This is a genomic window from Gallaecimonas zhanjiangensis (genome assembly GCF_057624825.1).
Genome location: NZ_CM172603.1, coordinates 1,685,722 through 1,709,397, shown reverse-complemented (window position 1 = coordinate 1,709,397; position 23,676 = coordinate 1,685,722). Strand labels below are relative to the sequence as shown.

23 protein-coding genes are annotated in these 23,676 nt (G+C 59.3%); 12 read left to right on the top strand and 11 right to left on the bottom strand.

What is annotated here, in order from left to right; translation table 11 throughout:
* Nucleotides 1-38: 38 nt before the first annotated feature.
* Nucleotides 39-1,160, top strand: coding sequence for an N-acetylglucosamine-6-phosphate deacetylase (gene nagA / locus AC22G1_RS08070; protein WP_487316298.1), 1,122 nt, complete (start codon nucleotides 39-41; stop codon nucleotides 1,158-1,160).
* A gap of 41 nt (nucleotides 1,161-1,201) precedes the next feature.
* On the opposite strand, the gene AC22G1_RS08065 is transcribed toward nagA, so the two are convergent.
* Together AC22G1_RS08065 and AC22G1_RS08060 are read right to left on the bottom strand one after the other, a co-directional pair.
* Nucleotides 1,202-1,786: a Yip1 family protein gene (locus tag AC22G1_RS08065; RefSeq protein ID WP_487316297.1), complete on the bottom strand. Its 585-nt coding sequence runs from the start codon at nucleotides 1,784-1,786 to the stop codon at nucleotides 1,202-1,204.
* Nucleotides 1,787-1,897: 111 nt separating this feature from the next.
* Nucleotides 1,898-2,497: a hypothetical protein gene (locus AC22G1_RS08060; protein ID WP_487316296.1), complete on the bottom strand. Its 600-nt coding sequence runs from the start codon at nucleotides 2,495-2,497 to the stop codon at nucleotides 1,898-1,900.
* 102 nt (nucleotides 2,498-2,599) lie between these two features.
* On the opposite strand from AC22G1_RS08060, the gene AC22G1_RS08055 reads away from it, so the two are divergent.
* The 5 genes from AC22G1_RS08055 (at nucleotide 2,600) to AC22G1_RS08035 (ending at nucleotide 6,789) form a co-directional block, all read left to right on the top strand.
* Nucleotides 2,600-2,941 carry a VOC family protein gene (locus AC22G1_RS08055; protein ID WP_487316295.1) on the top strand — a complete coding sequence of 114 codons (342 nt, stop codon included), beginning with the start codon at nucleotides 2,600-2,602 and terminating at the stop codon, nucleotides 2,939-2,941.
* Nucleotides 2,942-2,977: 36 nt separating this feature from the next.
* A complete protein-coding gene (locus AC22G1_RS08050; protein ID WP_487316294.1) occupies nucleotides 2,978-4,237 on the top strand; it encodes an MFS transporter in 1,260 nt (419 codons plus the stop codon).
* A 17-nt stretch (nucleotides 4,238-4,254) separates the two neighbouring features.
* Nucleotides 4,255-4,590, top strand: a complete 336-nt coding sequence (locus AC22G1_RS08045; protein ID WP_487316293.1) for a DUF4870 domain-containing protein — start codon at nucleotides 4,255-4,257, stop codon at nucleotides 4,588-4,590.
* A 17-nt stretch (nucleotides 4,591-4,607) separates the two neighbouring features.
* Nucleotides 4,608-5,045 carry a methyltransferase family protein gene (locus AC22G1_RS08040; RefSeq protein WP_487316292.1) on the top strand — a complete coding sequence of 146 codons (438 nt, stop codon included), beginning with the start codon at nucleotides 4,608-4,610 and terminating at the stop codon, nucleotides 5,043-5,045.
* A gap of 115 nt (nucleotides 5,046-5,160) precedes the next feature.
* Complete coding sequence (locus AC22G1_RS08035; RefSeq protein ID WP_487316291.1) at nucleotides 5,161-6,789, top strand: hypothetical protein; 1,629 nt, start codon at nucleotides 5,161-5,163, stop codon at nucleotides 6,787-6,789.
* 496 nt (nucleotides 6,790-7,285) lie between these two features.
* Here the strand turns inward: AC22G1_RS08035 and AC22G1_RS08030 are convergent, their stop codons facing one another.
* Nucleotides 7,286-8,506: a type III PLP-dependent enzyme gene (locus AC22G1_RS08030; RefSeq protein ID WP_487316290.1), complete on the bottom strand. Its 1,221-nt coding sequence runs from the start codon at nucleotides 8,504-8,506 to the stop codon at nucleotides 7,286-7,288.
* A 425-nt stretch (nucleotides 8,507-8,931) separates the two neighbouring features.
* Between AC22G1_RS08030 and AC22G1_RS08025 the strand changes: the two genes are divergently transcribed.
* The 6 genes from AC22G1_RS08025 (at nucleotide 8,932) to AC22G1_RS08000 (ending at nucleotide 13,004) form a co-directional block, all read left to right on the top strand.
* Entirely contained in the window at nucleotides 8,932-9,126 is a 195-nt protein-coding gene (locus tag AC22G1_RS08025; RefSeq protein ID WP_487316289.1) for a YwbE family protein, read from the top strand.
* A gap of 62 nt (nucleotides 9,127-9,188) precedes the next feature.
* Nucleotides 9,189-10,265, top strand: coding sequence for a winged helix-turn-helix domain-containing protein (locus tag AC22G1_RS08020; protein WP_487316288.1), 1,077 nt, complete (start codon nucleotides 9,189-9,191; stop codon nucleotides 10,263-10,265).
* A complete protein-coding gene (locus tag AC22G1_RS08015) occupies nucleotides 10,258-10,881 on the top strand; it encodes a TIGR01621 family pseudouridine synthase (protein ID WP_050658611.1) in 624 nt (207 codons plus the stop codon). The genes AC22G1_RS08020 and AC22G1_RS08015 overlap by 8 nt, the downstream gene beginning before the upstream one ends.
* Complete coding sequence (locus AC22G1_RS08010; protein WP_487316287.1) at nucleotides 10,878-11,780, top strand: LysR family transcriptional regulator; 903 nt, start codon at nucleotides 10,878-10,880, stop codon at nucleotides 11,778-11,780. The genes AC22G1_RS08015 and AC22G1_RS08010 overlap by 4 nt, the downstream gene beginning before the upstream one ends.
* A gap of 92 nt (nucleotides 11,781-11,872) precedes the next feature.
* A complete protein-coding gene (locus AC22G1_RS08005; RefSeq protein WP_487316286.1) occupies nucleotides 11,873-12,256 on the top strand; it encodes a DoxX family protein in 384 nt (127 codons plus the stop codon).
* Between the two features lie 10 nt (nucleotides 12,257-12,266).
* Nucleotides 12,267-13,004: a dioxygenase family protein gene (locus AC22G1_RS08000; RefSeq protein WP_487316285.1), complete on the top strand. Its 738-nt coding sequence runs from the start codon at nucleotides 12,267-12,269 to the stop codon at nucleotides 13,002-13,004.
* Here AC22G1_RS08000 and AC22G1_RS07995 read toward each other — a convergent pair.
* The 8 genes from AC22G1_RS07995 to AC22G1_RS07960 form a co-directional block, all read right to left on the bottom strand.
* Nucleotides 12,989-14,020, bottom strand: coding sequence for an HD-GYP domain-containing protein (locus AC22G1_RS07995; protein ID WP_123420721.1), 1,032 nt, complete (start codon nucleotides 14,018-14,020; stop codon nucleotides 12,989-12,991). The two genes, AC22G1_RS08000 and AC22G1_RS07995, sit on opposite strands and share 16 nt — an antisense overlap.
* Nucleotides 14,017-17,835 (bottom strand): response regulator, encoded by a 3,819-nt coding sequence (locus tag AC22G1_RS07990; protein WP_487316284.1) that lies wholly within the window; start codon nucleotides 17,833-17,835, stop codon nucleotides 14,017-14,019. The genes AC22G1_RS07995 and AC22G1_RS07990 overlap by 4 nt, the downstream gene beginning before the upstream one ends.
* A 98-nt stretch (nucleotides 17,836-17,933) precedes the next feature.
* Complete coding sequence (gene maiA, locus AC22G1_RS07985; RefSeq protein WP_487316283.1) at nucleotides 17,934-18,572, bottom strand: maleylacetoacetate isomerase; 639 nt, start codon at nucleotides 18,570-18,572, stop codon at nucleotides 17,934-17,936.
* Nucleotides 18,569-19,549, bottom strand: a complete 981-nt coding sequence (locus AC22G1_RS07980) for a fumarylacetoacetate hydrolase family protein (protein WP_487316282.1) — start codon at nucleotides 19,547-19,549, stop codon at nucleotides 18,569-18,571. Before AC22G1_RS07980 ends, maiA begins: the two co-directional genes overlap by 4 nt.
* On the bottom strand, nucleotides 19,546-20,679 hold the full coding sequence (locus AC22G1_RS07975; RefSeq protein ID WP_487316281.1) for a homogentisate 1,2-dioxygenase: 1,134 nt from the start codon (nucleotides 20,677-20,679) through the stop codon (nucleotides 19,546-19,548). The genes AC22G1_RS07980 and AC22G1_RS07975 overlap by 4 nt, the downstream gene beginning before the upstream one ends.
* Nucleotides 20,672-21,751, bottom strand: coding sequence for a 4-hydroxyphenylpyruvate dioxygenase (gene hppD / locus AC22G1_RS07970; protein WP_487316280.1), 1,080 nt, complete (start codon nucleotides 21,749-21,751; stop codon nucleotides 20,672-20,674). Before hppD ends, AC22G1_RS07975 begins: the two co-directional genes overlap by 8 nt.
* A gap of 187 nt (nucleotides 21,752-21,938) precedes the next feature.
* Nucleotides 21,939-23,252, bottom strand: a complete 1,314-nt coding sequence (locus AC22G1_RS07965; protein WP_487316279.1) for an alginate export family protein — start codon at nucleotides 23,250-23,252, stop codon at nucleotides 21,939-21,941.
* Complete coding sequence (locus tag AC22G1_RS07960; protein WP_487316278.1) at nucleotides 23,252-23,635, bottom strand: DoxX family protein; 384 nt, start codon at nucleotides 23,633-23,635, stop codon at nucleotides 23,252-23,254. The genes AC22G1_RS07965 and AC22G1_RS07960 overlap by 1 nt, the downstream gene beginning before the upstream one ends.
* Nucleotides 23,636-23,676: the final 41 nt, after the last annotated feature.

Below are 23,676 nucleotides of genomic sequence, written 5' to 3'. Positions count from 1 at the left end.
CTATGATCCATGAAACAAGGCAGTGAAACAATAGAGCCATGGCCCATTGCAAATACAGTCTCACCGGCGCCCGAATTCTGACCCGTCAAGGGTTTACCTGCGGCCATCTGGTTATCGCTGACGGCGTTCTCGAAGCCTGGTTGCCTTATAACCAATCACCGCCACGGCCCTGGGTGGATTGCTCCGAACTGACCATCGCCCCCGGCTTTGTGGATCTCCAGCAAAATGGCGGTTACGGGCTGCTGTTTAACGACACCCCCGACGTACAAACCCTTGAAAAGCTTAATGAAGGCAACCTTAATCACGGCACCACCGGCTTTTTGGCCACCCTCATTACCGACGAAGACGCCAAAGTCGGCGCCGCCATCGATGCCGCCCGCCGTTACCAGGGCCAGGGGCTGATTGGCCTGCATCTGGAAGGCCCCTGGCTTAACCCCAACCGTGGCGGCATTCACGATAGCGATCTGATCCGCCCGGTGAGCAACGATTTGCTCAACACCATCATCGAAGCCAAAGACGTGGTCAAACTGGTGACCTTGGCCCCCGAAGTGGTGGATGAAGAGGTTATTCGCACCCTAGCCGGGGCCGGTATCAAGGTCTCGGGCGGCCACACCCTCGCCAATGAAGCGCAAAGCCTTGGCGCCATTGGCGCCGGGATGGACATGGCGACTCACCTTTTTAACGCCATGCCGCCCATCAGCGCCCGCAGCCCCGGCTTTGCCGCCACCGCCCTTGACCGCCAGCTCTACTGCGGGTTGGTGGGCGACGGCATCCATGTCAGCAGTGCCAATGTGCGGCTGGCCCATCGCCTCTTGGGTGACAAATTATTCTTGGTTACCGACGCCACGCCAGCCAGTGGCGCCGATGTCAGGGAGTTTGAATTTGCCGGCAAGTCCATCAGTGTTGAGAATGACCGCTGCCTGGGCCCAGACGGCACCATAGGCGGCTCCAACCTCACCATGGACAAAGGCGTACAACGGCTGGTGGCCATGGATATTCCCCTGGCCGATGCCCTGGCCATGGCCGGCGTCACCCCAAGGCTTGCCCTTGGGCTGCCGCGCATTCAACCGGGTATGAAGGCCGAATTAGTGGGATTGTGCCCGGGCCTTGAGGTCAGAGGCACGGTTCAAGGCCGCCAATTGCTGGAAGTAGCCCGATAAAAAAAGCCGCAATATGCGGCTTTTTTTAATCGGGTTAGGCATCAGAACAGATGATGGCCGAAGCCCCAAATCACTACGCTTACCCCAATCCAGAACTCGGTCACCAACACGCCAATGGCGAAGATGGAGCCAGAAACCCTGAGCCCTTCCTCCTTACCGATGTTAAGAAAACACGGCACAGCCAGGAACAACAGATACCCTGAATACAGGTAACCCATTGCCGCTACCAGGATGCACAGCCACACCAATGGGTAGAGGGCAATAATGCCACTTAAGAACATGGGCGTGGCGATGTAGCCGGCGAACACCATGCAGCGTTGCAGGCTTGGCCGCTGCGGGTAATCCCGCGCCAGCCAGTGGATGACGGTACCCATAATGGCTACCGCGCCAAGGATGGCGCCATAAAACAGCACCCCCAACAAAAAGGCCGTCACATGGTCCAGCACGATAGGCCCACTGCCTAAATCCCAGCCGAACAAGGTGGTACCGATAAAGGTACAAACCACCGGAATAGCAGCCAGCAACAGGACGTGGTGGCCAAAGTGGTCGGAAATGGACTCATTTTCCTTGGTGATATCGTGCATCTCACGATCAGGATGTGTAAGAAGCCCCCAAATATGACTCATAAAATCACTCCTCTGACACGACTTGCAGGCAGCTCACAGGTAAGTGCCTTTTCCCAAGTATAATCAGCTCGCGCCACCTTGCCGGTTTCTGAGCTGTGCTGCTGCCACGCCCTAGTTGCCGACACCGGTAAAGACCACTTCTTCAGCATTAATTTGCCGGTCGCCGTTGCCAGTCTTTGGCGCCCCCAGGTTTTCCACCATCATGGTCAGGGGGCCGCCTTCGCTCTTGGCATGGTCGTAGCTCACTCCCAGTACCGGCATCTTATAACCCTGCTCACTCAGCGCCTTAGCGATGACAGAACGTGCTTGACTCAACACCGCTGAGTCATTGCCCCACAGTTTGTACATGCAGTGTGCGTTGTCGTCACAAGCCGCTTCCTGCAGGCTCACATCCAGACGTTGCTCCAGCTGACGCGCGGTATCCCAAATGACTTGGGTCGCTTGGTTAGCAGGCGCAGTTCCGCCAGTCATGGCGCCAAGGCGCGCTTCAAAATCGCTGACCCGCTCGGCACGCTCGGCTTGGTAGTCGTTAATGGCGGCGCCATCAAGGCGTTGCGGTTCAGGAGAAGTGGCGGCAAGCACAGCAGCCACCGGCTCAGCATTGACAGGCTTTTGCGCTGTGACCAATGCTTTCGGCTCCGCAGCATCGGGCACTTCGGCTGGCATTGCTTTGGGTGCCTGGGGCGGTAGCCGGGTGGCAGTTGGCTTCATCCACCACGCTCCCAACACTAGGCCCAGCGCCAACACCACTAAGTGACTGAAAATCCCTTTCATACTATGCTCCCCACAGGTCCTCAAATGGATGTATTAACAATGCGTAACCATATTGATTACATTGAATTCCCAGCAAAAGACCTTAACAAGATAAAGGCTTTTTATAGCCAGGTCTTCCAATGGGAATTTACCGATTACGGCCCCGATTACAGCAGCTTTGACGACGGTAAGCTCAAAGGTGGTTTTGCCCGCCAGGACAACTTCATCCCCGCTGGGCGCCCGTTGGTGGTGATTTACCACCCCGAGTTGGAAGCCAAGTTGCAGCAAATTGAAGCCGAAGGGGGCCGCATTATTGCGCCTATCTTCAGCTTTCCTGGCGGCCGGCGTTTTCACTTTGCCGACCCGGACGGCAACATGCTGGCGGTGTGGAGCGATAAATAAGCCTCGCCGTGAGTAACCTGATAAGCGGTAACAGGGGTGAAACCAGCTGTGGCTAACAGCGACCAAAAGCCGGGCTCGGATATCTCCGAGCCGGCCCGCCAGCGGCAATCCAAAAGCATGGTTATCCATGTTGTCGCCCTTTCCTTGACCAAAACCGCTGACGGCCTTGTTGACCCCAAGCTCACCCTGACCTGGTTACTGGGCGCCCTCGGCGCGCCGGCGGCCATGGTGGCCTGGCTGGTGCCCATTCGCGAGTCCTTGTCGCTGTTGCCACAAATGTTCGTGGCCAGCCGGATGAGAAAACACGCCATCCGTAAAACCTTCTGGAGCGCAGGCTCGCTGCTGCAAGGCTTGGCGGTGCTGGCCATGGGCATCGTGGCCCTGAGCTGTAAAGGCATCCTGGCTGGCGGCCTTATTCTTGTTTTGCTGGCGCTCTTTAGTCTGGCCAGGGGCGTTTGCTCGGTGGCCATCAAGGACGTGCAGGGCAAAACCATCGCCAAAAGCCGGCGGGGTAAGGTCTCGGGCCTGGCGGCCAGTGTCGGCGGGGCAAGTTTGCTGGTCTTTGGCGCGGCCCTGAGCTTGGGCCTTTTGGATAACGCCGAGCAGCAGCTCCTCGGCACCTTGCTGATTGCCGGTGCTGGCCTTTGGCTACTAGCAGCGGCTATTTACCAGCAACTACCTGAACTTGAAGGGGATGTAGAGAGCGGCGCGCAAGAGCCCGGCGATAATCGCCACGCCTTTAGGGCGGCCTTTAAGACGGGCAAGTTTCGCCGCTTTTTGCTGACCCGCGCCCTGCTGCTGTCCAGCGCGTTGATGACGCCATTTTTGGTTAGTTTGAGCTTCCAATCGCCCCATCAACTTCGCACCCTGGGCGCCTTGTTACTGGCCTCCGGGCTGGCCGGGTTTATCAGCGGGCCCATCTGGGGCCACCTTGCAGACAAATCCAGCCGCACCGTGCTGTATCTGGCGCCCCTCATCACCGCCGCCACCGGCCTTGGTGCCTGGTGGTTTGGGGTGGCTAGCAGCCTTGGGTTTGCATTGATGATTTTTACCACCAACCTTGCCCACGCAGGCATCCGGCTGGGGCGAAAAACCTATGTCATCGACATGGCCAACCAACACAACAGGGCCGTGCTGGTTGCGCTCAGTAACACCCTTATGGGTATCATGCTACTGCTGGCCGGTGCGTTCAGCGCCTGGCTAGCGAGTCTTGTGGACACACGCTGGCTGGTGCTGGGGCTAAGCCTTATCGCGCTGATGGCCGCTTGGTCGGCATGGACAATGGAAGAAGCTTGAACATGAAGGATGATGACATGGACGCAGAAACAAAAAACTGGGCTATTGCCTGCCACGCTCTGGCGTTTGCCGGTTACGTGATCCCCTTTGGCAATCTCATTGGGCCGCTGCTGGTCTGGGCCCTCAAAAAAGACAGCTCTCCTTATATCGACCAGCAAGGCCGGGAATCAGTCAATTTCCAAATCACCATGCTGATCGCTTACCTCATCTCCGGCATTCTGGTGCTGGTCTTTGTCGGCATCTTACTGCTGGCTGTCTGCGCGTTGTTCAACGTCGTGATGGTGGTACTGGCTATTATAAAAACCGCCGATGGCCAGGATTTTCACTACCCCTTTGCCATACGTATTCTCTAACCCGTTAAGGAGTCGCCATGAAAGGCCCGGGTATTCCCTTTGTTCCCCCCCTGATACTGATCGCCGGCTTTGGCATTGGCCTGGGCCTTGACCAGCTCTACCCTGCCCCCCTAAAACCCCTGGCCTGGCTGCTTATCGGTTTTGGGTTGCTGCTCAGCCTGTGGGCCGTTGCCACCCTGCTGCTGGCCAAAACCCCGGTTATGCCCGGCAAGACACCGACCCAACTGGTGGTAAAAGGGCCCTATCGGTTTTCAAGAAATCCCATCTACCTGGGCCTTGCCGTTGCCTACCTGGGGCTGGCGCTGTGGCTTGCCAGCCCCTTCGCCCTGGTGATGTTGCCAGTCACCCTTTATATGTTGTGGCTGTTGGTTATCCGTAGCGAAGAGAAGTACCTGGCCGAGAAATTTGGCCAGCAATACCAGGATTACAAAGCCCGCGTGCGCCGCTGGTACTAAATCTAACCATTTGTTTTAGAAGAGATCATTTTTCTTCACGTTGTTTAAAGCTCCTTTGAGTCCGCCCTGGGTTATAGCAGAGGCTTCAGGACACACTATCCCACAGGGAGCTTTCATGAAAAAACGCGAATGGGCTAGCGGCCTCTGCTTAGCCACCTTGTTAACCGCCTGCGGCGGCGGTGGCAGCGACGACACCCCCATCACCTCAACCCCACCGGCAACACCTGCCCCCGTGGTCAACATGGGGGTCTTTCTCGACAGCCCGGTGGCGGGTATTGGCTACCGTACCGCCAGCCAGGAAGGCACCACCAACAGCGCCGGCGAGTTCGCCTATGTGGAGGGAGAAAGCGTGACCTTCTTCCTTGGGGATCTTGCCTTCCCAGCAGTGGCTGCCAGCGGCCAGGTGACACCGGCAGATATCGCTGGCGGCGACGACACCACCGCCACCAATATCCTACAACTGCTGCAAACCCTTGATATGGATGGTAACCCTGCCAACGGCATCACCATCAGCCAGGAGACAGCGGCCGCCTTTGCCGGTACCACCCTGGACCTGGCATCGGCCAGCTTCGATACCGAGGTGGGCCAGGTGCTGGCCAGCATTGACTCGGCGCTAACACTGGTATCGGAAAGCGCAGCCAACAGCCACTTCCAAGACAGCCTGCAAAGCCAATTGCGAGGCAGCTGGCTATTTAGCGAAGGTGAAGGCATGCGTAACGTGATGACCTTCCTTGAAGATGGCCTTTACATCATCATCCACGAACACGCGGATGAGCCGGACGAGCCCAACGGCCAGACCGCCGGTTCGGTAGAGTTTGGGGAGTACGACTGGGACCCCGAAAGTGGCGAGTTGACGGTGGTAGCCATCGCCGAGTCCGATGGCTGGGGCGGCCTTTACGACCCTGAAGAGGGCAGCTCGGTCAGCACCCTGGTACTAAGCGGCGACAGCTTTGAACTGCAGTTCACCGACGATGCCAGCGACCTTGTCACCTTTACCCGCATCAAAGACGACCAAGACCCCTTGGTTGGCGCCTGGCTCCTCTATGAGTACGAAGACGACAACACCAATGTGCTGACCTTCCTGCCAGGGGGCGAATACGTCATCGCCCACACCAATAACCAGGAAGACGAGGCGCTTTCCGGGGAGTTTGGCACCTATACCCTGGTAGACGGCGTGCTGATGGTCACCGGCGCCAGTGTCAACAGCGACGGGGCCGGTGGTCTTTACAACGCTGAAGATGGCAACGACCAGTTCAATGAGTTCTTGCAGCGCCACCCTTGGGGCGAGCTGACCTTTACCGACGATAACGAAGGCAGCTTTGGCTTTGCCCGCATCGGCACCTTCGGCGCCGAGCTGTTCAGCGACGACAACACCGCCCCCAAAGACGTGCAGCTAGAGCGCTATCAGGGTTTTGATAACAACAGTGCCTTAGGAGATTGGACCTTGAGCCTGCCAGCCTTGACCGATGAGTCCAGCGCCGTGGAAGCCCGGCTGGTGCTAAACGACAGCGGTGTCGGCACCCTGGCGTTAGGGGAAGAGACGGCTCAGGACATTGCCTGGCACATCACCAGCAGTGCCACCCTCTACCTTGAGAGCGGCGACGACAGCCAGGCGTGGCAGTGGACCATAACCAGTATTCGCGGCCCGGCCGGCGCGGTATTGGTTAGTCTGACCGATGCCAATGATGCCGAAAACCCGGCCAGTTTCCTGTTGGAAGGGACTCTGGTTGCAACCCTTCCCTGACCCTTGCCGTGGCAGGGTATTTATGGGGGCTAAGTGCCCCCTTTTTCATGCCGCCCAGCAGTAAGCTTGGGCATTAACCCACATCATCAAATCTTAAGGATGCAAGGGCTACTCTTCTTGCAATAACGCAGGCCTTAGTAAAAGCAGCCCCTTAAGCGCCAAGGCAAAGACCTTGGTGCTTTCAACGCGCCCAAGCTTGCCTTGTTGAACGCCCCTTTTTGCCATTAGGGCCGCCGCCAGCCAGGCGCTGGCAGCAAATTCACTTTCTTTCACGTTGATTCAAGACCCTTTTATCCAGCCTTGCGATATAGCTAAGACAACAAAAACAAGTTGTTAGGGATAGAGGGTGAGAAATGCTTGCAGATGCTCTTGGGTCTCCAGGGGCATCAACCAGTTGGCGTAAATGCCTTTCCCGCAAGGCAGGCCAGGGAGTGAAAGCCCTCTTTTTTATCCATGAAAAAAGGCGCCAACTGGCGCCTTTTTCTTTTGGCAGAGGTTAAACCTCGAGGGTTACCACCGGCGCCAGGCTGGCATCGTGCATGAACTCGTTGAGCACGATGATCTGCGCCTTTCTGAAGAAGTTGAACTCGGTGGCGGTAGCCGAGGTGTAGGCCCCCATCATCCGGCCCACAATCAAGTCGCCATTGTTTAGCTTGGGCAGCATGATTTGCTCGGCGATCACGTCGATGCTGTCGCAGGTGGGGCCGGCCAGCACGGACGGGAATCGCTCCCCTTGCCAGTACAGGGCGTCCACCGGGTAGTGGCCGTGGTCAAACAAAATGCCGCTGAAAGAACCGTAGATGCCGTCGTCCAGGTAATACCAGGTTTCGCCATCACGCTCGGCCTGGCCCATCACGGAGGCCACCGAGGTCATGGCCGGGGCCACGATAAAGCGGCCGGGCTCGGCAATTACAGTCACCGCGGCCGGTAGTTCGGCCAGGGCGCTGCGGATAGGCGCGCAAAAACTGTCGATGTCGACGGTGTTGTCGTCATAGCTGACCGGGAAGCCGCCACCGATATCCAGCACGTTGAGGGCCGGCAGGCCACGCTCGGCCACGCCGCGGATAACTGCGTTGCAGCGGTTGATGGCGTGCACGTATTTATCGGCGTCCAGGGTTTGCGAGCCGACGTGGAACGACAGGCCGCGAATACGGATGCCAAGCTCGGCGGCACGGGCCACGATGGCGTAGGCGCCCTCTTCGGTGCAACCGAACTTTTTGGACAGATCCGACACCGCATTGGGGTTACGAAAGCTCAGGCGCACCAACAGCTCGGCTTCATCGCGGTAAGGGATAAATTTTTCCAGCTCGTTGATGTTGTCCACCACAAACACCTTGCAGCCATATTCCAGGGCGTCACGGATGTCGCGGTCGCGCTTGATGGGGTGGGTGTGGATGGTCTTATCGGCCGGCACGCCAAGGTCGCGCACCAGTTCCACTTCACCGGTGGTGGCCAGATCGAAGCTGGCGCCTTCGGCCAGCAGGGTGCTCACCACGGCCGGGTGCGGCAGGGGCTTGAGGGCAAAGTGCAGCTCAACGCCGGGCAGCGCCGCTTTAAGGGCCTGGTATTGATGGCGGATGATGTCGCAATCGAGCATCAGAAAAGGCGCACCGTAGCGACGGGCCAGAGACTCGATAAGCTCGATTTCGGTGGTGTTTGAGGTAGTTTGTGCGCCGAATGCGTCAGCAACGGATGGAGCAAAGCCTGAGACGGACATAGGGCCTCCCAACAAGAATAAAGACAACAAAAACCACGCTGGGTCGAGCGTTTGTGAGTGCTCTTAGCTAGCAGCCAACAATCACTCCTGGGTAGTTGCTCTTTTGCCTTGTCGTCGAAGCACGATGTACTTGGATTGGCTATCTCCAGAAAGCTGCGCGAATAATAGGGCAAAAAAATTCACACGCAACCGTTTTTTCCCCTACACAGGCACTTTTTTCACCACCTCAACTTAAGCAATTGTTTTAAAATGAAATAACAAACAAACCTCACCATAAACACAGCAACAAAACAGGACCAAACCCACAATCAAGACAAGCATAACCAGCCACCCGAAGCGGATGGATACCCAGCACGCAGCTTTACTGAACCTGCCGGGTAATGTCGTTTACAATGGCGTTTTGATTTCAGGGCCCCGTAAAACCCATGCAAGGAACCTTACGCTCTCAAATTCACATCGGTGCCAAGGTGTCGGTGGTACTCAAAGAAGACCAAGGCAGTGGCGCCCTGACCCAAGGGATAGTGGCGCGCATCCTCACCAACTCGGCCCGCCATCCCCATGGCATCAAAGTGCGCCTCGAAGACGGCCAGGTTGGCCGGGTCAAGGTCATTCACGACTGAGCCCTTGCCCGCCAGCCCACCCGTGGTAGGCTGAGTTTTCGTCTTTGGAAATGACACCACACATGGACCCAACCCGTGCGCTGGTGCTGGCCCGCCAGCACCTTTATCAGCCCTGGCAGCAAGGCCTGGCTGGGCTGATTGCCAACCTTGGCGCCCTGCAACTCGATGCCATCCAGGTGATCTGCCGCGCCCATCACCACCAGCTCTATAACCGCCTGCCCCGCTACCAAGAAAGCGCGCTGGCCAGCGCCGAGCAGCGCCGGGAGATCTTCGAGTATTGGTCTCACGCCGCCGCCTACCTGCCCATGAGCAGCTACCGTTTTGCCCGGATACGGATGGACCGCATTCGCGAGGGCCAGCGCCACTGGTTTGAGAAAAACGCCAAGCTGTGCCGCTTTGTACTGGATAGGATCCGCGCCGAAGGCCCCCTTAAAGCCTCGGATTTTGTCAAAGCCAAAGGCGGCTGGTGGCAATGGTCGGACGAAAAAAAGGCCCTTGAGCAACTCTTTCACGAAGGGGAGCTGATGGTTAGCCACAGAGACGGCTTTCAAAAGGTGTTTGACCTGCCCGAGCGCCTGCTCCCAAGCACAGTGGTCACCCACCGCGCCAGCGACCTCGACTACGGCCGCCACTTGGTGCACTGCTTTATGGCAAGCCAGGGGCTGGGGCGGGTAGAAGAGATAGCCTACCTTCGCCGGGGCGATGGCCCCTTGGTGAAAGCGGCGGTAGCGGCCATGCGCAAAAGTGGCGAATTGGTGGAAAAGGCCGGCGAGCTGATGCTGGCCAGTGACGCCCAACACGAGCCGCCACCGGCGCCTCGCAAGGTGCGGCTGCTCTCCCCTTTTGACCCTTTGGTCCTTCAGCGAAAGCGCCTTAACCGCCTCTTTGGCTTTGACTACCAGTTGGAGTGCTACCTGCCGGAAGCCAAGCGCCGCTACGGCTACTTTGGCCTGCCCATTCTTTATGGCGACGCCCTGGTGGGCATCACCGATCTCAAGGCCGACCGGCCAGCCGGTGTGCTGCGGGTAAAAGCCCTGCACTGGCAGCAAAAGCCCGGCGCTGCCCTTGAGGCCAGCTTTCACAAGGCGCTCAAGGACTTTGCCCGTTTTCATCAATTACCGGAGGTGGCTTTTGTTTGAGCTGATTTACGACTGCCCGCGCTTTGTCATCGTCAACAAGACCCAAGCGGCCAGTTTTCATGCCGAACAAGGGCCGGGATTTTTCGTCGAGGTGGAATCCACCCTCGGCTGCAAGCTCTGGCCGGTGCACCGCCTGGACAAAGTCACCACCGGCCTGGTGCTCTTTGCCAAAGACAGCGACGCCGCCGCCGAACTGGGCCGCCTCTTTGAAGCGCGGCAGATAAACAAGTGCTATCTCGCCCTTTCCGACAAAAAGCCAGGCAAGAAGCAAGGCCTTATCAAAGGCGACATGACCAAGGCCCGCCGCGGAGCCTGGCGCTTACTGCGCAGCCAAGCGAACCCCGCCATCACCCGCTTTGACTCCACCGCCCTTGGCGATGGCCGCCGCCTCTACCGATTGTGGCCGCAAACCGGCAAGACCCACCAGCTGCGGGTGGCCATGAAGAGCCTGGGCGCGCCAATTTTAGGGGACGACTTGTACGGTGGCAGCGCCTTTGAGCGGGTGTGTCTCCACGCCTATGCCTTGTCTTTTGAGGCTTTTGGCGAGCAGGTAACCATCACCGCCGCACCAGATTTCATCACCCAGGCGCCGCCGCCTTTTGGAGAGGCGCCATGAACCTGCTGGCCGCCATGCAGGCCTTTGTCAAAGTGGCTGAGTTGGAGAGCTACACCCGCGCCGCCGAGCAGCTGGAGATGTCTCGCACCCAGCTATCAAAACTGGTGATGCAACTGGAGGCGCACCTCAAGGTGCGGCTGTTGCAGCGCACCACCCGGCGCCTGCACCTGACCGAAGCCGGCGAGCGCTACCTTGCCCGAGCCCAGGCCATTTTGCAGCAGCTCGATGACGCCCAAACCGAGCTGCACCAAAGCAGCACCCAGGTGTCTGGCCGGCTCAGGGTCAACGGTCCCATGTCTTTTGGCACCCGTTATCTGGCACCGTTGGTGGCCCAGTTTATGGTCCAGCACCCCGAGCTTGAGGTGCGGCTGGACTTGAGCGACCGCCAGGTAGACTTGCTCGAAGAAGGTTTCGATCTGGCCATTCGTATCGGCGCGTTAGAAGACTCAAGCCTGGTGGCCCGGCCACTGACAAGCTGCCGGATGCTGCTGGTGGCCTCCCCGGCCTATATTGCCGCCAACGGCGAGCCTTTAAGCATTGCCGACCTAGGCCACCACTTGGGGCTTCGCTATCGCGGCTCGCGGGGTACCCACTGGCAGCTCGGTGAAACCAGCATCACCATGGCTGGCGCCCTTGAGAGCAACAACGGCGAAGTACTTAATCACGGCGCCGAAGCCGGCCTTGGCATTGCCTATCAGCCCAGTTTTTTGGTGGATGACAGTATCCGCAGTGGCCGGCTCAAGGTGCTGTTGGCCGAGCAGGTGGAGACGCAAATCGGTATTTACGGCATCTACCCGGCCCGCCATCACCTGCCGGCCAAGGTAGGCGTGTTTTTAGACTTCCTGGCGGCCGCCTGGGGCTCCCCGCCCTATTGGGAAAAGGACATTATCCGCAAATAAGAACCAATGATGTTCCGTTCATGGTGATTATCTACAAATCAATCACGCCTAAAGTGAACACCATCTTCCTGACACGAATTTGGAGCAACACCATGAACAGTTACGCCGCCTCTCTGCTTCGCATCTCCCTTGGGGTGATGGCTCTGGCCCACGGCCTGATGAAAATCTTTGTCTTCACCCTTCCCGGTACCGTGGGGTACTTCGAATCGGTGGGCTTTCCCGGCTTTTTCGCCTACCTGACCATCTTTGCCGAAGTGGCCGGCGGCGCCGCCCTTATCCTCGGCATTTATACCCGCTGGGTGAGCCTGGCCTTTATCCCGCTGCTGCTGGGCGCCTTGTCGGTGCACGCCGCTAACGGCTGGGTGTTCTCAAATACCGGTGGCGGCTGGGAATTCCCTGCCTTCTGGGCCCTGGCTCTGCTGGTGCAAGCCGGTCTTGGCGGCGGCGCCCTGGTCCTTAATAAACGTTTCGCCTGAGGCACATACCATGTTACCGAGCCTTTTTATCTCCCATGGCTCCCCGATGCTGGCCCTGACCCCAGGGCCCGCTCGGGATTTTTTAATTGCGCTGGGAAAGCGTTATCAGCCTGATGCAATCTTGGTGGTGTCAGCCCATTGGGCCACCCGGGGCTTGGCGGTAAGCCACAGCCAAAAGCCGGAAACCATCCACGATTTTTACGGTTTTCCGCCCATTCTCTACCAGCAGCAATACCCGGCCCAAGGGGCGCCGGCCCTGGCCGAAGAATTGGCCCAAACCCTGGGCGCCACCTCGGTGGACAGGGGCATGGACCACGGCGCCTGGGTGCCGCTGTCTTTGCTCTACCCCAATGCCGACATCCCGGTGCTGAGCCTGTCCCTGCCCCTTAACTGGAGCAACAGCGAGCTTTACGCCCTTGGCCAGAAGCTCAAGTACCTCAAGGAAAAAAACGTGTTGGTTATCGGCTCGGGCAGCCTCACCCATAACCTTCGCGCCTTGCAACCAGACGGCAGCGCGGCGCCGCCTTGGGTGACGGCCTTTAGCGATTGGGTTGGCGAGCGCCTGGCAAAAGGGGATAACGACGCGCTGCTCAATTGGCAACAAGGGCCACAAGCCCTTGCCAACCACCCTACCCCAGAGCATTTCCTGCCGCTGTTGGTGGCCATGGGCGCGGGGGGCAAAGCTGAGCTGTTACATCACTCCATCAGCCACGGCATCCTTGCCATGGACTGCTACGCCTTTTCCTGAGCATCGGCAAAGGCGGCGCGGATTTGCGGCACCTTGTCCACCACCTGGTCAAAGGCCGCCACCACTTGCGGGTCGAAATGCCGGCCCGCTTCCTCTTTGAGAAGAGCCATGGCCTCTTCGATAGACCAGGCCTTTTTGTAGGGGCGCTCTGAGGTCAGGGCGTCAAAAACATCGGCTACCGCTACTATCCGCCCCTCCAGGGGGATTTGCTCCCCTTTGAGCCGGTTGGGGTAGCCGCTGCCGTCGAACTTCTCGTGGTGGGTCAGGGCGATTTTGCAGGCCATGGTCATCAGCGGCGAGGTGTCGTCTTTTAAAATCTCGGCGCCAATGGCCGGGTGGGTGCGCATCACCAGCCACTCGCTGTCATCGAGCTTGCCCGGCTTTTGCAAGATGGCATCGGGGATACCAATCTTGCCCACATCATGCATGGGCGCGGCCATACGCAGCAGCACTGCCCAGTCTTCTGGCATGCCCAGCACCCGCGCCAGCTCATAGGCGTAATGGCTCATGCGCTGCACGTGCATGCCGGTTTCGTTGTCTTTGTACTCCGCCGCTCGCCCCAGGCGCACGATGATCGCTTCGCGGGTTTCTTCCAGTTCGCGGGTACGCTCTCGCACCAGGGCTTCGAGGTTTTTCTCCTGCTGATAAAGCCGCAGGTGGGTGGCCACCCTGGCCCGTACTATGGCCGGGCTGATGGGTTTGGTGATGTAATCAACCGCCCCGACCGAGAGCCCCCTGGCCTCGTCTTCCACCTCGCCCATGGCGGTAACGAAAATAACCGGCACCCTGTGGGTCAAGGGATCGGCCTTGAGGGCCTGGCAAACGGCGATACCGTCCATGTCCGGCATCATGATGTCCAACAGGATAAGGTCGGGCCTCGGCTCTGCCTTGGCCAACGCCAGGGCCTTGGTGCCCTGGGTCGCCACCTTGATGTGGTACAGATCCTTTAGCGACTCGCGAAGGATATGCAGGTTCTCCGGCACATCGTCCACCAGCAACAACGTGGCTTCTTTCATGCCTCCTCCAGCAAGGTATCCAGTTCGGCCAGCGCCAGGTCAAAGTCAAAGCGTTCAAGCCTTGCGCGCAGTTCATTAAGGGTAGCCCCCAGCTCGGGCTGCTCGGCCAAGAGCTGCTCCAACTGGTCAAGAGCGCTGGCATCGGCCGCTTGCAGGGCCGGGCGCAAAGCGCCAAGGCGCGCTTTGATATCGTCCTCAAGGGCGACCAGCACAGATTGCGGCGGCGCCTCGGGCAGCCAAGCGTCAATGGCGGCCAGCAGCCCCGCCATCTCTTCATTAAGGCTGGCCAGTAGCGGCGCCGTGGGTTCGCCGCCTCTGGCGCGGCCTTCAAGCTGACGCGCCGTTTCGGCCAGGGCGTTGGCACCAAGACTGCCCAGCAAGCCCTTGAGGGTGTGGAGCTGGCGAAGGTCGCTCTGTGGGTCGGTTGGGGTCAGCATAGTGGGCGCCTGGCCAGCAAAGCGGCTCAGCACTTTGGTGTAAAGCCCGGCATCGTTCATCACCCGCCTTAGCCCCTCACTGACATTTAGCTGTGGGTGCTGCGGCCAGTCGGGCGCGGCATCCGGCGTGGCGGGCGCCTCCACTTCGGCCTCCACCCCCAGCCAGCGGGCGATCACCTCAAACATCACCGGCACGTCCAGCGGTTTACCGATATGGTCGTTCATGCCCGCTGCCAGGCAGAGGTTCTTGTCGCTGTCCATCACGTTGGCGGTCATGGCAATCACCGGCAAGTCTTGCCACTTGGGCGATTGGCGCAGCCGGCGGGTGGCCTCGAAGCCGTCCATTATTGGCATCTGGCAATCCATCAGCACCAGGTCAACGTCGCGGTTGGTCAGGCGGTCCAGGGCGTCCTGGCCATCTTTGGCCACCAGCACCTGAATGCCTGCCTTGGTCAGGAAGCTCTGGGCCACTTCCCGGTTGAGATCGTTATCGTCCACCAGCAGCACCTTTTTACCGGCCAGGGCCGGGTAGCGCAGGCTGTTGCCGTCCAGGGCCCGGCGCACCGGCAAGCGGCCGGTGCCTTCGCCAAGGGCCTCGCAAACCGCATCAAACAAGGTGGAGGGGCTGACCGGTTTGAGCAGCACTTCCTTGACCCCAAGGGGCGTGGCCTTCTGCACCAAGGCATCGTCGGTAAAGGCCGACACCATCAATATGCCTTTGGGCTGACTGGGCAGGGTTTTAACCGTCTCGATAAGCTCGATGCCATCCATGCCCGGCATTTGCCAGTCCACCAGCAGTAGCTGCGGCATAGACTGGCTCATCATCTGCAAGGCACTGCGGCCATCAAGGGCGCTGCGCACCACAAAACCATAAGCGCTCAGCAGCCCTTCGAGCACCGCCAACTGGGTTTCGTTGTCGTCCACCACCAGGGCCTGGCAGCCCTGCAAGGCCGCCACCTGGGTCAAGTCGCTCTGGCTGCCTTCGGGTACCAAGGGCAGGGAGAAGCTAAAGAGCGTGCCGCGGCCAAACTCGGAGCGCACTTCTATCTCGCCGCCCATCAGCTGGCAAAGCCGCTGGCAGATGGCGAGCCCCAGCCCGGTGCCGCCGTAGCGGCGGGTGGTGGAGCTGTCGGCCTGGCTAAAGGCGCCAAAGAGTTTGCTTATCTGATCCGGGGTCATGCCGATACCGGTGTCGCGCACGCTAAATTGCAGCCAACCGGGCTTGCTTTGCTGCACCCCTATGACGATTTCCCCCTTTTCGGTGAACTTAAGGGCGTTGGACACCAGATTCATCAGGATCTGGGTCAGCCGATGGGGATCGCCCTTGAGCTGATTGGGGCAATCTGGCATCAGATTCAGCACCAGCTCGATATGCTTTTGGGCGGCAGTATCGGCAAAGATGTCCCGCAGGTTGGCCAGGGTGTCGTCCAGGCGGAACTCAACATTCTCAACAGACATCTTGCCCGCTTCAATCTTGGAGAAATCCAGGATGTCGTTGAGGATCCGCAGCAGGGTTTTCGAGGCCTGCTGAATTTTCCCCAGGTAGGGGCTGGCCCCTTCTTGCTCTTGGGCCAATTGTGCAAAGCCGAGGATGGCGTTCATGGGGGTGCGAATCTCGTGGCTCATATTGGCCAGGAAATCGCTTTTGGCCTTGGAGGCATGGTCGGCCTCTTCTTTGGCCTCTTGAATTTGCTTCTCCATGGCGCGCCGGGTGTCCATGTCGGTCACCACCAGCACGCTGCGGCCTAGGCTCAGGCTACGCCAGGCAAGCTGCACCCAGCGGCCCTTGCCCTGGGCGCTGATAAGCTCGCCTTCCCAGGTAAAGTCCCCTTCCCCTTTTTGCAGTTGCTCCAACTGGCCGCGGATAAAGTGCATGTCTTTGGGGCGGAAAAAGGCGCTAACCAAAGCCCCTTTGAGTTGGCTGCCGGAAAGGCCCAGCAGCTCGGCCAAGGCCGGGTTGGACTCAACCACCTTGCCGTCTTCGCTGACCATGGCAAGGCCGGTGGGCACTTCCTTGAAGATGGCGGTTAATAGCTGCTCGCGCCGCTCCAGACGCTCGCGCGCCGATTGTTTGTCGGCAATATCGAAGATGGCGCCGTCCCATCCCAGCAGTTGGCCATCGTCGCCTATCACCGGGTCGCCCCGCTCCGATACCCAGCGCTGGGAGCCAAGGCGGTGCTCAAGGCGATATTCAACGGCATAAGGCACCCGGCGCTTGATGGCCTCATCGATAGTTTCTTGGACCCGAGCCCGATCGTCGCCGTGCACAAGGGACAGCAACAAGCGCTCACCCTTAAGGAACTCGTCTTCACCAAAGCCTGTTAAATCAAAGATATAAGGGTTAATAAACTGGATCTGCCCGCTACCATCAGCGCGGTAGGCCACCCCGGGGAGATGCTCGATAAAGGCGCTGGCAATGGTGGCTTTATCGGATATTTGAGCGCCCCCCTGCAGGCGGTTAAAGCTCACCGCCAACTCTTTTAGCTCAGGGGCGCCACCTGGCACCAGGGGCTGGGTGGGTTTGCCTTGTTGCAGCTGGCGAAAGCCCCAGGCCAGGGAGTAAAGCGGCTTGGTATGAAAGCGGATTAACAGCCGCATCGCCAGCAGCGCCAAGCCCAGGCACACCAGCAGGCTGGCCAGATAGGCCCAAAGATTGCGCTGCTCTTCTTGCCCTTGCCAACGCATGGAAATACCTGTGTGGCCAATAGGCAGCGCCGGGCCACTTAACTCTTCATTGAGCTGGTTAAGGGGTTGGCCCTTGGGGCCCAGCAGCTCGGTTTTACCGTCGCCATTGGCCGCCGCCAGCTCGTCGATAGCGATATCGATGGTCATCACCCCCAGCACCGTTTCGCCTCGGAAAATGGGCACCGAATAGGTGATCATCCAGATGTTGCCGCCGCCGTCGTCAAAATACGGGGCCGACCATCTTGGCTGGCGCACCCTGACCGGCTCGATAAACCATTGGGAGCCGAGGGTGAAGTCGTAGGCTTCACGAAGATCGGTCAGCAATATCTTGTTGCCGCTGCGATAGGCGTAGGGTGCCTTGATGGGGCCGGGGGGCTGAAATTCCGGTAAAAAGGCCAGGGCTGAGCCAAACACCATTTGATGGCTGCCCACGTTCTGTTTGACCAAGCCGCTTCGAAAGGAAGGGCTGCCAAGGTCGGCCAGCTCCAGGATACGGGCGCTGTCTTCGGCCACCCTGGCGGCTTGTTCAATCAGCTCGGTAAGGTGCTCGGCCTTGTGCTCTATGGCCGAGGTGCTTTTGTCGGGCCGGCCCAGGGCGACAATCAAAACTGCGCAAACCGCCAGCACCATCACCACCACCGCAATATGGCTGGCCAATAAGCGCTGTCTTAGCGTTAAGTTCTTTATTGTCATCGTTTTTCCCTGCCGACGGCGATCCACTCAGAGGTTAGCAGGAGAAAAATTAAGGGGAAGCAGAAGTGCATAAAAAGTCGGCATAGCGCCGACTTTTTTCAATGAGCGTCCAGTTGATGCTCGGGGGCGGCGGCAATGAAGGCATCCAGGGTCTCAAGCCGGGCACAGACGGCATTGAGGGTCGGGTACGGTGCCATGTCCACCTTGAAACGGCGAGCGTTATACACCTGAGGCACCAGGCAGCAATCGGCCAGAGTCAGGGTATCGCCAAAAGCGTAGCGCCCGGCGCTGGCCTCGAGGCGCTGTTCTAGAGCCCTAAAACCAACGGCCAGCCAGTGGCGATACCAGTCGTCTTTTTGGCCGTCGCTCAGCCCCAGCTCCCCTTGCAGGTATTGCAGAACCCGCAAGTTGTTGACCGGGTGGATGTCGCAGGCAATGTCCTGGCAAAAGGCCCGCACCTGGGCCCGCTCGGCAGGGGCGCTCGGCAACAGTGCCGGGCCGCCCTGGGTTTCTTCCAGGTATTCCATGATGGCAAGGGACTGGCTCAGCACCAGTTCACCGTCCACCAGGGTGGGCACCAGTTCGGCCGGGTTTAAGGCCCGGTAACCCGGGCCATGTTGCTCGCCGCCATCTTTAACCAGATGCACGGCGCGCTGCTCGCAATCAATGCCCTTGATGGCCATGGCGATCCGCACCCGGTAGGCGGCCGATGACCGCCAGTAACCGTAGAGAATCATCCCTTAACCACCTGCTGGTCGATGGCGCCAAAAAGGCTCTGGCCCTGCGCGTCCAGCATTTCGATACGCACCCGGTCCCCAAAGCGCATAAAGGGGGTTTTTGGCGCGCCAAACTCCAGGGTTTCGAGCATCCGCACTTCGGCCAAGCAGGATGACCCCTTGGACCTGTCGTAGTTGGAGATGGTGCCGGAGCCAACAATGGCGCCAGCGCCCAGCGGCCGGGTTTTGGCGGCGTGGGCCACAAGGGTGTCGAAGTTAAAGGTCATATCGACCCCGCAATCGGGTTCGCCAAAGAGCTTGCCGTTAAGGTGGCTAACCAGCGGCAGCTGCACCTTGCCGCCCTGCCAGGCATCGCCCAGCTCGTCGGGGGTGATGGCCACCGGCGAGAAGCTGCTGGAGGGTTTGGACTGGAAAAAGCCAAAACCCTTGGCAAGCTCGCCGGGGATAAGGCCGCGCAGCGACACATCGTTAACCAGCATGATGAGCTTGATGTGCTGGCCGGCGTCCTCGGCGCTGACGCCCATGGGCACGTCATCGGTAATGACCGCCACTTCCGCTTCAAAATCGATGCCCCAGTCTTCGCTGCCAAGGGCTATGTCGTCACGGGGGCCGATAAAACTGTCAGAGCCCCCTTGGTACATCAAGGGATCGGTCCAGAAGGTTGCCGGCATCTCGGCGCCACGGGCCTTTCGCACCAGCTCCACATGGTTCACATAGGCTGAGCCGTCGGCCCACTGGTAGGCGCGCGGCAGCGGCGAGTGGCACTGGGTTTCGTCAAAGGCAAAAGCGCCGGCCAGCGCGCCCTGGTTGAGGGCGAAGTACATCTCGCTTAGGCGCGGCGCCAGGGCTTGCCAGTTATCCAGGGCGTATTGCAGGGTCGGGGCGATGTCTGCCACCTTCACCGCTTTATTGAGGGCCTTGTTGACCACCACCAGGCAGCCGTCGCGGCTGCCGTCCTTGATTGTTGCCAGCTTCACTTGCCCTCTCCCTTCCAGCTGTTCACGTAATTGGCGTTCTCGGTCACCGACGCGGCGTCGCCTACGTCCAGGGCGTCGCGGGTATCGAGCATCACCGCCACTTCGTCGGTGGCCTTTTTCTTGTACTCCATGCCGGCTTTAAAGGCCTTGGGATGAGGTCCGTGGGTAAAACCGGCCGGGTGGAAGGTCATCATGCCGCGCTCGATGTTGTCGCGACTGAAAAAATCCCCGGCGTGGTAGAACAGCACTTCGTCATAGTCGTCATTGGAGTGGTAGAACGGCACTTTAAGAGCGCCGGGGTCCGACTCAATGGGCCGTGGCACAAAGGTGCAGACCACAAAGCGCGGCGCCACAAAAGTGGTGTGAGCGCTTGGCGGCAGGTGATAGCGGTGGCTCATCAGCGGCCGGATATCGCGCCAGTTAAGGCGCAGCACGCACAGCTCGCCATGCCAGCCGATGGCATCCAAGGGGTTGAACGGGTAGGTAATAACGCTCACCTGGTTGTGGCGTTTCACCTCCAGCTGCCAGCTTTCCTCGCCCTGCTGGGCCTTGAAGGCCTCGTCCATGGCCGGCACATCCAGCACCGCCGGGTCGAAGATGGCTTGCGGCCCCACCAGGCCCTTGTCGGGCAGCTGATAGCTGCCGTTGGTGGCTTCTATCATCAGCACCGTCATCGGGGCCTTGGGCTCGAGGCGCCACATGGTGCCACGGGGGATCATCAGATAATCGCCGTCACGAAGCGTCAGGTGGCCAAAATCGCAGAAAAATTCGGCTTCGCCGTCATGGACAAACAGCAGATCGTCGCCGTCTGCGTTACGGGCCAGGCGCTCCATCTTGCCGCTCGGGCGCCACAGCCGGTAACGGCAATGGGCGTTGTGCAAAATTAAATCGGCATGCCAGGGGGAGTTGCCCTCCCCCTTCACCTGGTTGAGATCAAAAAGCCGCGGCCGCAGCGGCCCCTCCCAGCTCACCCAACCGGTGGGGGCATGGCGATGGTGCAGATGGGCGGTGGGGCCGAAAAAGCCCTCTTTGCCCATCTCCCGCTCATAGAGGCCCTCTTCGGGCAGGTCCGCATGGGCCTGGCGGGAATGGATACCCTCGCGGTGAGGAATGGACGCCCATTTACGCATCGCTCAGCACTCCGCGGCGAATTTGGTCTTCTTCGATGGACTCGAACAGGGCCTTGAAGTTGCCCTCGCCAAAGCCTTCGTTGCCCTTGCGCTGAATGATTTCGAAGAACACTGGGCCAATCACGGTTTCGGTGAAAATTTGCAGCAAGATGCCGTCTTTGCTGGGCATGCCGTCAATCAGGATGTTGAGCTCCTGCAGGCGAGCCAAGTCTTCGCCGTGGCCGGGCACCCGGTCGTTTACCCGCTCGTAGTAGGTTACCGGGGTGGTCATGAACTTGGTGCCGCGGGCCTGCAGATCGGCCACGGTCTTGTAGATGTTGTCGGTGGTCAGGGCGATATGCTGGATGCCTTCACCGTTGTATTCGCGCAAAAACTCTTCGATTTGCGACTTGTCGTCGGATGACTCGTTGATGGGAATACGAATTTTGCCGCACGGGGCGGTCATGGCCTTGGACACCAAACCGGTGAGCTTGCCTTCGATGTCGAAGTAGCGAATTTCGCGGAAATTACCGATGCGCTCGTAAAAATCAGCCCACACCGCCATGTTGCCTTGGTGCACGTTGTGGGTCAGGTGGTCCACTTCGAAAAGGCCGGCATTGGCACGGGCCATGCGCGCCTTGTAGTCACCGTAGAAATCAAAGTCGATGCGGTAGATGTCTTTCTCGCCGTACATGTCCACAAAGAACAGCAAGGACTCGCCGATACCGTAAACCGCCGGGATGTTGAGCTCCATTGGCCCTACCGGGTTGGGATAGGGCTTGGCGCCGCTGGCGACCGCATGCTCGAAGGCTTTTTTGGCGTCAGCAACCCGAAACGCCATGGCGCACACCGAGGGGCCGTGCTTTTTGGCAAATTCCAGGGCGTGGCTGTGGGGCTGGCCGTTAACGATGAAGTTGATATCCCCCTGGCGATACAGCCAGGCATCCTTGTGCTTGTGCTTGGCCACTTCGGCAAAGCCAAGGGAGGTAAAGAGGGCTTTGAGCTTCTCAATGCCTTCGGCGTCGGCGGCGGTGTATTCGACAAACTCGAAGCCGTCTGTGCCAAGGGGGTTGTAGGTGGTATCGACTGACATGCTGCATTCCTCGTTGAGTTCAGGTCTTTGCCTTTTCTTTGGTATAACGCGCCGCTCAGCCTGGGGGAACACCCCGCTTTACGTGCGCGTCAACCAGCAATGCGTCAACTTAGAAATACAGCCGTCAAAAGCCCAGCCAGCAGGCCCTGGGGAGCCTCCAAGGGTGGCAACTTAACGCTACAGGGGGTTAAAAACGGTACTGCCAGGTCAGCTCGAGGAAGTCTTCGTCTTGGGCATCCCCAAGGGCGGGGCCAGGGAAAGAGTGGCCGTAAATGGCAGTCAGCAGGTGGCCGCGAAGGGGCGTCCAGGTGAAGTTGGCGGCAAACTCAGTGCCCACATAGCGCGAGCCAGGCGAATAAGCGGGGCGCAGCAGCTGGCCGGCAGGGCCATAGATGCCGTCGCCCTTTTCAAGGCGCCAGAAGAAATCGAGCTCGGTGGTCAGCACCAGGGTCGGGGTCAGGTTCAGCCCCAAGTAGGGGTGCAGGTTGTAAAAATTGCGCGGCCCCAAGAGCGCCATTTCCGAAAAGTAATTGCCTCGTGGGAACAGGGCATTAAAAGACCCCAGCTTGTTGTCGTTGGGGTTTTTATCGCCGCTGGCAACGTTGGCAGAGAGGCCAAGTTCGGGGGCAAGTGGCGCGCTAAAGCGATAGCGGGTATCGCTTGCCAGGCTCCAGGCACGAATGTCGCCACCGTCAAAGCGGCCAAACTGGTAGATAAACTCCCAGTTCCAGGACCAGGGGCCCTGGTCTCCAAAGAACCGGGTGCCGAGGGTGTGGCGAAGCTCAACCCCTTGTCCTTGGGCATAGCGGGCATGCTCGTTGCGATAGCCAAGGTAATAAAGGTCAAGGTTGCCGGATAGTGGCGCGCGGGTGGTGCCGTAAAAGCCCCACAGCCCCTGGCTGTGATCAACCCGGTCGTCAAAATTACCGATTTTAAAGCGCCAAGGCCTTGCCACCAAGCCCTGCCAATGCCAGTTGCCAAGCTGCCAGTTCACCACGCCGGCGTCAAAGCGGCGCCGGACATTAGGGCCTTCTCGCACATCCAAGAGCCGGCCCGAGCCAAGGTTTAGCTCTTGGCGGCCAAGGGTCAGGCTATATTCCTTCGCCGCATATTGCACAAAGGATTGCTGCACGCTCAGGCGATTTTGGTCCGGTATCGAAGGCCCGGCAGCCCTGCCGTCGGCAATGGCGCTGGTTACTTGGCCAAAGAGACGCCAACGGGAGCCAAGGTGCCAATCGGCAAAGCCCACGTAGCGCTGCATAAAAACGCCGTTATCGTCCTGCGGATCGCCACCCCAAACAGGATCGTCAGTAAATTCATAGCGATAGCGCACTTCACCGCCCAGGCTCAATAGGCTGTCGGCGATGGGTCTGAGGCATTTATAGGGGTACCCCTGCGGTTTATCGGCGCACCAGGCCGACCAATCCTCGTCTTGGCGCAGCTTTGTCAGCGCCGGTGGCGATAGGGTTTGGGCGGTCAGTAGCAGGGATACCAGCAGCATCAGCGCTTGCCGTCCAGCGCCAAGGTTCCAGGGCCGGTCACCATCAGCAGCACAAAACCGCCAATAATGGCTAGGTGCTCAAGGCTGGTGGTAAGCGCCATGGTGGGGTTGGGGGCGCCCACAGGCCAATGCACCAGCAGTGTCGCCGCGGCGGTAAAGGCCATCAGTAGCAAGCTGCCAAGGCGGGTATAAAAGCCCAGCAATACACTCAAGCCACCGCCCAGCTGCACCACGATGGTGGCGGCGGCAAAAAAAGCCGGCATCGGCAGGCCAAAGCCCACCACTTCCCGTAGGGCTTCAGCCCAATCAAAGAGCTTGTCAAAACCGCTGAATAAAAACACGGCGCTCATAAAGACGCGCACTAAAAGCAGATAACCGTTCACCGCAAATCCTCGTTTAAGAAAAAGGCCCTGTGTGACAGGGC